The sequence below is a fragment of the Streptomyces sp. NPDC056527 genome (assembly GCF_042794475.1).
Classification (GTDB): domain Bacteria; phylum Actinomycetota; class Actinomycetes; order Streptomycetales; family Streptomycetaceae; genus Streptomyces.
Genome location: NZ_JBHTTQ010000091.1, coordinates 22,259 through 30,085, shown reverse-complemented (window position 1 = coordinate 30,085; position 7,827 = coordinate 22,259). Strand labels below are relative to the sequence as shown.

Genomic DNA, 7,827 nt, shown 5'->3' with positions numbered 1-7,827 from the left:
GCGCAGCACGGCATCGCCGTGCTGCGCCTTCACGCGTGTCGGGCGTCGCGCGCCTCAGGCGCGCAGCTTCGCGGTCGCCGCGGCGCGGGCGGTGGCCACGGCCTCCGACTCCTTCGGCATACCGAGGCCGGCGGACTTCATCGCGAGGCCGATGGCACCGCCGAGGAAGACGACTCCCATGCCGGCCCAGAAGCCGGCCTGGTTGGCCGCCACCATGAAGACTCCGGCGATGCAGAAGCCGATGAAGGAGATGATGACACCGGTCCAGGCGGCCGGGGTGTGTCCGTGGGCGCTGCCCGCCATGAGTTGCTCCTCGTTGCTGTTGCTCGGTGGTGGCTCGGGGTGAGGTCTCGCATGCGAGGACGCTCTCCCCCGGACTTCGTCCGGGGACGCCCCCGCCACATTGTCCCGCACACCGGGGCTCGGGGATGAATCGGGGGTGGCCCGACGATCACGCGTCGCGCCAGGTCTCCGGGCTCAGTCCTCGTGGGTCGGGTCCTCGCCGCGGTCGAGGGCCTTCCACAGGTCCTCCGGCCGGTCCGACGCGGCTCCGGCGCCGGCCCCGGCGCCGGTCGCCTTGCGTGCGGCGCGCGGCGTGCCGGAGCGCTCGTAGCGTCCGCCCATCGCCGGCCAGCTCTTCCCGTACCGCAGGGCGAGTAGGCCCGCGGCGAGGATGAGCAGCGCTCCGGCGGCGGTGACGTACGGCCAGGCGGTGTGCGTCAGGCCGGCCACCGAGGCGGCCGTGTCGCCGGTGATGCGCGCGGCCTCCGTGTCCAGGGCGTCGGCGTCGGACGCGCCGAGGAACGCGGCGAGCGCCGCGCCCGCGCCGGTGAGCGCGAGCAGGCCGGCGACCAGGGTGCGCCCGGCGCGGCGGACGGCGAAGACGGCGACGAGCGCGGCCAGGCCGACTATGGCGAGGGCCGTCGGCACACCGGTGACGGTGCCGCCGTCGGCCTCGACGGGAACGGTGCCTCCGCCCACCGACGCCGTGCCCTCGGCCCAGATCTGGCCCGTGGACAGAAGCACGACGGTGGCACCGAGGGCGCCGAGCAGAAGGGCCGCGGCCAGGCTGCGGCGGCCGCCGGACGAGGCGGCCGCGCCGCCCACGCGCGCGGCTCGGGGCTGGGGTACGGGAACAGCACTCACGTACCCCACTATCCCTTACGCCGTCACGCGCCGTTCATCCGGTTGGCCGTGTGGACGGCTCGGAGGACCGCGGCCGCCTTGTTGCGGCACTCGTTGTCCTCGGCGACCGGGTCCGAGTCGGCGACGACACCTGCTCCGGCCTGCACATACGCGGTGCCGTCACGCAGCAGGGCCGTACGGATGGCGATGGCCGTGTCGGAGTCGCCGGCGAAGTCGAGGTATCCGACACACCCGCCGTAGAGACCGCGCCGGGACGGTTCCAGCTCCTCGATGATCTGCATGGCGCGCGGCTTCGGCGCGCCCGAGAGGGTGCCGGCCGGGAAGCAGGCCGTGAGGACGTCGAACGCGGTCTTCCCCTCGGCGACCCGCCCGGTCACCGTCGACACGATGTGCATGACGTGCGAGTACCGCTCGATCGACATGAAGTCGACGACCTCCACCGAGCCGGGCTCGCAGACCCGGCCGAGGTCGTTGCGGCCGAGGTCGACGAGCATCAGGTGCTCGGCCCGCTCCTTGGGGTCGGCGAGCAGCTCCTCGGCGAGGTCGTGGTCCTCCTGCGGGGTGGCGCCGCGGTGCCGGGTGCCGGCGATGGGGTGGACCATCGCGTGCCCGTCCTCGACCTTGACCAGCGCCTCGGGGCTGGATCCGACGACGTCGAAGCCGTTCTCGAAGCGGAAGAGGTACATGTACGGCGACGGGTTGGTGGCCCGCAGCACCCGGTACACGTCGAGCGCGGAGGCTCGGCAGGGGGTCTCGAAGCGCTGCGAGGGGACCACCTGGAAGGCCTCGCCGGCCCGGATCCGCTCCTTGATGTCCTCGACGGCCTCCTGGTAGGCCGGGCCGCCCCACAGGGCGGAGAACTCCGGCAGCTCGGAGGCGGGCAGCGCGGCGGGCGGGCTGGCCACCGGGCGGGCCAGGTCGGCCTGCATCGTGTCGAGCCGGGCGACGGCGTCGGCGTAGGCCTCGTCGACGCCGGTCTCCAGGTCGTTGTGGTTGATCGCGTTGGCGATGAGCAGGACCGTGCCGTCCCAGTGGTCCAGGACCGCGAGGTCGCTGGTGAGCAGCATGGTCAGCTCGGGGAGCTCCAGGTCGTCCCGGGTGGAGTCGCCGATGCGCTCCAGGCGGCGGACGATGTCGTACCCGAGGTAGCCGACCATGCCGCCGGTGAAGGGCGGCATCCCGGACGCGAGGTCGCGCGGAGTGTGCAGGGCCTCGACGGTGGCGCGCAGCGCCTGGAGGGGGTCGCCGTCGGTGGGGACGCCGACGGGCGGGGTGCCGAGCCAGTGCGCTTGGCCGCCGCGGACGGTGAGGGTGGCGTCGCTGCGGACACCGATGAAGGAGTAGCGCGACCAGGAACGGCCGTTCTCCGCGGACTCGAGGAGGAAGGTGCCGGGGCGTTCGGCGGCGAGCTTGCGGTAGAGCCCGACCGGGGTGTCGCCGTCCGCGAGGAGCCGGCGGCTGACAGGGATCACGCGGCGGTCGGCCGCCAGCTTGCGGAACGTCTCGAGGTCCATGGCGGCTGACCTTACTGGGAGAGCGGGAGCACGTCGGCGTCGAAGCAGGTGCGGGCGCCGGTGTGGCAGGCGGCGCCGACCTGGTCGACCTTGACCAGCACGGTGTCGGCGTCGCAGTCGAGGGCGACGGACTTGACGTGCTGGACGTGGCCGGAGGTGTCGCCCTTGACCCAGTACTCCTGGCGGCTGCGCGACCAGTAGGTGCAGCGGCCGGTGGTGAGGGTGCGGTGGAGGGCCTCGTCGTCCATCCAGCCGAGCATGAGCACCTCGCCGGTGTCGTACTGCTGGGCGATGGCCGGGACGAGTCCGTCCGGGCTGCGCTTGAGGCGGACGGCGATGGCCGGGTCGAGATTGCTGCTCATGCGGCCATTGTGCCGTGGTCGGCGGGGCTGTCCGGCGGACGTCCACTGGGCGGACCGGTGGCGCCGGTCGTACGCTGGCGAACATGTCGACCCATGCCAAGCGTGAACGGTTGTTGCTCGCCGATCTGTTGGAGGCGGCGGGGCCCGATGCCGCGACGCTCTGCGAGGGCTGGCGGACCCAGGACCTGGCGGCCCATGTGGTGGTGCGCGAGCGCCGCCCGGACGCGGCCGCGGGGACGCTCGTCCCGTTGCTGAAGGACCGCCTGGAACGGGTGCAGGCGGAGTTCGCCGAGAAGCCGTACGAGGAGCTGATCCAGCTCATCCGTACGGGTCCCCCGCGGATGTCGCCGTTCACCATCAAGCAGGTGGACGAGGGGGCGAACATCGTCGAGTTCTACGTCCACGCGGAGGACGTCCGGCGCGCCCAGCCTGACTGGTCGCCGCGCGAGCTGGACCCGGTCTTCTCGGACGCGCTCTGGTCCCGACTGGAGAAGGGCGCCCGGCTCCTCGGCCGGAGGGCCCCGGTGGGTCTGGTGCTGCGCCGCCCGAACGGCCAGACGGCGGTGGCCCACCGCGGCACGCCGGTGGTGACGGTCTCCGGCGAGCCGGGTGAGCTGACCATGTTCGTCTTCGGCCGCCAGGACGCGGCGAAGGTGGAGCTGGACGGGGAGCAGGACGCGATCGACCGACTGCACGAGACGAAGCAGCTGGGCATCTGAGCCGAGGGCCCCGCGGCCACCGAGGCCCCGGGGCCGACGTGCCCTCGGCTCCGGCGCGCGGCCGCGGCCGTGGGTCTGAGACCCCGGGTCCCAGGTCCCGGCCCCCAGGCCCGGGGGACCCGGGCGGCTGGTCGTGCCTGGGGCGGCGACCCCCGGCTTCTCCACCCCCCGGGCTCCGGTCCCCCGCCCCCAGGCCGGGGGACCCGGGCGCGTGGTCGTGGCCCGGGGCTCCCGGCTTCTCCACCCCCGCGCCCTCAGGCCCGTCGTGCCGCGCCGGGTAGTTCCGCGCGGCGCAGGGAACGGACGGAGAGTCCGAACACGCCCGCCAGGGCGCAGACCGCGGCGCTGGCGGTGTACACCGGGAGGAGTCCCCACAGGCCCACCGCCGCGCCCGTGAGGGGGAAGCTCAGCGGGGCGATGCCCAGGCTGAAGAGGCTGGACACGGCCGTGACGCGCCCGAGGTAGGCGGGGTCGCACTCCGTCTGGGTGAGCGCTCCGCACAGCGCGCCGCTCAGGCCGGCGAGCAGGCCGACGGAGACGGAGACGGCCACGGCGACGGGCAGCTGCGGCACGTACGCGAGGGCGCCGATCGATCCCGCGCCGAGGGTGATCGTCCAGGCCATGACGGCCCCGGCGCGGGGTATCCGGCCCCGTACGGTCAGCAGCAGGGAGGCGGCGGCCGCTCCCGCGCCGAATCCGGCGAGGACCCAGCCGATGCCGGCGGCGCCCCAGCCGCGCTCGTCGGCGAGGAGTGCGAGACCGACGTTGAGGGGGCCGACGAAGCCGAGGTCGCTGAGCGCGACGACGATCATCAGCGGGCCGAGGACCCGGTGGCGGCGGATGTAGCGCAGTCCGTCGACGAGGTCGCGCAGGGCGGTGCCGTCGCGGGAGGGCTCGTCGCCGGGCAGTGGACGGATCCGGAGCTTCAGGAGCAGCGGCAGGGAGAAGGCGAAGAGGAGTCCGGCAGCTCCGAACGCGGCGGCCGGTCCGCCGAGGGCTACGGCGAGGCCGCCGAGCGGGGCGCCGAGGACGAGTCCGGCGCGGTAGGCGAGGCCGCGCATCCCCTGGACGCGGGCGAGCTGGTCGCGCGGAGCGATCCGCGGCGGCAGGGCTCCCACGGCGGGCAGGAAGAGGGCGTCGACGACGCCGAAGACGAGGGCGACGGCGGCGAGCAACCAGAGGGCCGGGCTGGTCAGGAGGAGGAGCGCGGCCACGGCGAGGACGACGAGGCAGCGGGCGGTGTCGGAGAGGAGGACGACCCGGCGCGGTCCGAAGCGGTCGGCGATCACTCCCCCGCCGAGCATCAGCAGGGCGCGCGGTACGGCGCTGACGGCCATGACGAGCCCGGCCTCCGCGGGGGTGCCGCCGCGGACGGCGGCCCAGGACAGGGCGAGGTGGTAGACGCTGTCGCCGAGCGTGGAGGCGGTGTAGGCGCCGAGCCAGCGCAGGACGTTCGGGTCACGGTGCGCGGGGACGGCGGGGCGGGCCGGGGTCTCGGTGAGCGCCGTCATGAGCGGTAGGGGAAGCCGTGGAGGTGGACGGCGACGTTCTCGCGGCCTTCGGTGTCGCCGGCCTGCTCGGCGGCGCGGGCCTGGGTGTCGTACTTCCGCAGTACGGCGTCGAGCTCCTCGCCGAGCGCGGCGAGTTCGGCGGCGGTCAGGCGTGGCAGCCACTCGGAGCTGATGGAGGCGGAGCGCCACTCGTCGGACCAGGTCAGCCGCTCGTCGAGGAAGCGACGGTGGAGTTCGGCCCGCTGTTCGTTGATCGTGCGGCCGAGGGCGTCGCTCGCGGCGGCCAGCTCGGGGGTCCCCCGGACGTCCTCGTCGCGGATGCTGACCCCGTACGAGCTGGGCTGCCACCAGCGTTCGCGGCCGTCGGCGGAGTGCCCCTCGGCCTCCTCGATGAGGCCGTGCTCGGCCAGCTTGCGCAGGTGGTAGCTGACGAGGGAGACCGCCTCGTCGACCTGGTCGGCGAGTTGGGACGCGGTGGCGGTACGGGCCACGAAAAGGGCGCGGTAGAGGCGCATCCGCAGTGGGTGCGAGATGGCTTTGAGGGTGCCTAGGTCGGTGATCCGGCGGTTCTCCTGCGAAGTCATGTCCACGACCGTAGATACGAAAGGAATCTTGCGCAACAGAATTTGCACAAATAATCCTGTCTATCGGGCCAAGAGAAAGGCCCCCTTCCGGGGGCCCTTCCGTGGCCTGGCTCAGCGGACCGGGTGGCCCGCCTCTCGCAGCGCGCCCTTGACCTGCGAGATCCGCAGGTCGCCGAAGTGGAAGACCGAGGCCGCGAGCACCGCGTCGGCGCCCGCCTCGATCGCCGGCGGGAAGTCGGAGAGCTTGCCCGCTCCCCCGCTCGCGATCACCGGCACGGTCACGTGCTTGCGCACGGCCGCGATCATCTCGGTGTCGTAGCCGTCCTTCGTGCCGTCCGCGTCCATCGAGTTGAGCAGGATCTCGCCCGCGCCCAGCTCGGCGGCCCGGTGCGCCCACTCGACGGCGTCGATGCCGGTGCCCTTGCGGCCGCCGTGCGTCGTCACCTCGAAGGAGCCGGAGGCCGTGCGCCGGGCGTCGACCGAGAGCACGAGCACCTGACGGCCGAAACGCTCCGCGATCTCGCGGATCAGCTCGGGCCTGGCGATGGCGGCCGTGTTCACGCCCACCTTGTCGGCCCCGGCGCGCAGCAGCTTGTCGACGTCCTCCGCGGCCCGCACCCCGCCGCCCACGGTCAGCGGGATGAAGACCTGCTCGGCGGTGCGGCGCACCACGTCGTAGGTCGTCTCGCGGTTGCCGGAGGAGGCGGTGATGTCGAGGAAGGTCAGCTCGTCGGCGCCCTCGGCGTCGTACAGCTTCGCCATCTCGACGGGGTCGCCCGCGTCGCGCAGGTTCTGGAAGTTGACGCCCTTGACGACCCGGCCGTTGTCCACGTCCAGACAGGGGATCACCCGTACGGCGAGGCTCATTCCGCACCACTCCTGTACGCCTCGACCTCGACCTCGACGACCAGACTCGGGTCGACGAAACCGGACACGATGATCATCGATGCCGCCGGACGGACGGCGTCGAACAGCTCCTTGTGGGCGCGGCCGACCTCGTCCACGTCACGCGCGTGGGTGATGTACATCCGGGTCCGTACGACGTCCTCCGGGCCCAGATCGAGCTTCTTGAGCGCGTCGAAGGCCACGTTGAAGGAGTTGATCGTCTGCTCGTACGGACCTCCGCCGGCGATCTGGCCGCCGATCACCGACGTACAGCCGGAGACGAGGACCAGACCGTTCGGCAGTTCCACCGCGCGGGAGTAGCCGAACTGCTCCTCCCAGGGAGCGCCGGTCACCACCTTGCGGACGGCGTCGGTCATACGGAAGCCACCGCCTCCAGGGCCTCTTCCAGGGTGAACGCCTCGGCGTACAGCGCCTTGCCGACGATCGCGCCCTCCACGCCCAGCGGCACCAGGCCGGACAGGGCGCGCAGGTCGTCCAGGGACGACACGCCGCCGGAGGCGACGACGGGCTTGTCGGTCGCGGCGCAGACGTTCTTCAGGAGCTCCAGGTTCGGGCCCTGGAGCGTGCCGTCCTTGGCGATGTCGGTGACGACGTAGCGGGCGCAACCCTCGGAGTCGAGGCGCGCGAGCGTCTCGTACAGGTCGCCGCCGTCGCGGGTCCAGCCGCGGCCGCGGAGCGTGGTGCCGCGCACGTCGAGGCCGACCGCGATCTTGTCGCCGTGCTCCGCGATGACCTTGGCGACCCACTCGGGGGTCTCCAGCGCGGCGGTGCCCAGGTTGACGCGGGTGCAGCCGGTGGCGAGGGCGGCGGCGAGCGAGGCGTCGTCGCGGATGCCGCCGGAGAGCTCGACCTTGATGTCCATGGCCTTGGCGACCTCGGCGATCAGCTCACGGTTGTCCCCGGTGCCGAAGGCGGCATCGAGGTCGACCAGGTGCAGCCACTCGGCGCCGGAGCGCTGCCAGGCGAGGGCGGCCTCGAGCGGGGAGCCGTAGGAGGTCTCCGTACCGGACTCACCGTGCACGAGGCGGACGGCCTGGCCGTCGCGGACGTCGACGGCGGGGAGGAGTTCAAGCTTCTGAGCCATG

10 protein-coding genes are annotated in these 7,827 nt (G+C 73.0%); 1 reads left to right on the top strand and 9 read right to left on the bottom strand.

Annotated features, from left to right (window positions below; translation table 11 throughout):
- Window positions 1–54: 54 nt before the first annotated feature.
- The 4 genes from ACFQ7Q_RS30240 to hisI form a co-directional block, all read right to left on the bottom strand.
- Window positions 55–303, bottom strand: a complete 249-nt coding sequence (locus ACFQ7Q_RS30240) for an HGxxPAAW family protein (protein ID WP_383560562.1) — start codon at window positions 301–303, stop codon at window positions 55–57.
- A 174-nt stretch (window positions 304–477) separates the two neighbouring features.
- Entirely contained in the window at window positions 478–1,155 is a 678-nt protein-coding gene (locus tag ACFQ7Q_RS30235) for a TIGR02234 family membrane protein (RefSeq protein WP_383560560.1), read from the bottom strand.
- Window positions 1,156–1,169: 14 nt separating this feature from the next.
- The gene (locus ACFQ7Q_RS30230; RefSeq protein WP_383560557.1) at window positions 1,170–2,660 is read right to left on the bottom strand and encodes an anthranilate synthase component I; all 1,491 of its coding nucleotides are present in this window, start codon (window positions 2,658–2,660) and stop codon (window positions 1,170–1,172) included.
- Window positions 2,661–2,671: 11 nt separating this feature from the next.
- A complete protein-coding gene (gene hisI / locus ACFQ7Q_RS30225) occupies window positions 2,672–3,022 on the bottom strand; it encodes a phosphoribosyl-AMP cyclohydrolase (protein ID WP_383560554.1) in 351 nt (116 codons plus the stop codon).
- An 83-nt stretch (window positions 3,023–3,105) separates the two neighbouring features.
- Between hisI and ACFQ7Q_RS30220 the strand changes: the two genes are divergently transcribed.
- Window positions 3,106–3,741, top strand: a complete 636-nt coding sequence (locus ACFQ7Q_RS30220) for a TIGR03085 family metal-binding protein (protein WP_383560551.1) — start codon at window positions 3,106–3,108, stop codon at window positions 3,739–3,741.
- A gap of 254 nt (window positions 3,742–3,995) precedes the next feature.
- Here the strand turns inward: ACFQ7Q_RS30220 and ACFQ7Q_RS30215 are convergent, their stop codons facing one another.
- From ACFQ7Q_RS30215 to priA, 5 genes are all read right to left on the bottom strand, one after another.
- A complete protein-coding gene (locus ACFQ7Q_RS30215) occupies window positions 3,996–5,252 on the bottom strand; it encodes an MFS transporter (protein WP_383560548.1) in 1,257 nt (418 codons plus the stop codon).
- Complete coding sequence (locus ACFQ7Q_RS30210; RefSeq protein WP_329121668.1) at window positions 5,249–5,836, bottom strand: helix-turn-helix domain-containing protein; 588 nt, start codon at window positions 5,834–5,836, stop codon at window positions 5,249–5,251. Before ACFQ7Q_RS30210 ends, ACFQ7Q_RS30215 begins: the two co-directional genes overlap by 4 nt.
- 111 nt (window positions 5,837–5,947) lie before the next feature.
- Entirely contained in the window at window positions 5,948–6,703 is a 756-nt protein-coding gene (gene hisF / locus ACFQ7Q_RS30205) for an imidazole glycerol phosphate synthase subunit HisF (RefSeq protein ID WP_383560545.1), read from the bottom strand.
- Complete coding sequence (locus ACFQ7Q_RS30200; RefSeq protein WP_383560542.1) at window positions 6,700–7,098, bottom strand: RidA family protein; 399 nt, start codon at window positions 7,096–7,098, stop codon at window positions 6,700–6,702. Before ACFQ7Q_RS30200 ends, hisF begins: the two co-directional genes overlap by 4 nt.
- The gene (gene priA, locus ACFQ7Q_RS30195) at window positions 7,095–7,826 is read right to left on the bottom strand and encodes a bifunctional 1-(5-phosphoribosyl)-5-((5-phosphoribosylamino)methylideneamino)imidazole-4-carboxamide isomerase/phosphoribosylanthranilate isomerase PriA (protein ID WP_362363414.1); all 732 of its coding nucleotides are present in this window, start codon (window positions 7,824–7,826) and stop codon (window positions 7,095–7,097) included. Before priA ends, ACFQ7Q_RS30200 begins: the two co-directional genes overlap by 4 nt.
- Window position 7,827: the final 1 nt, after the last annotated feature.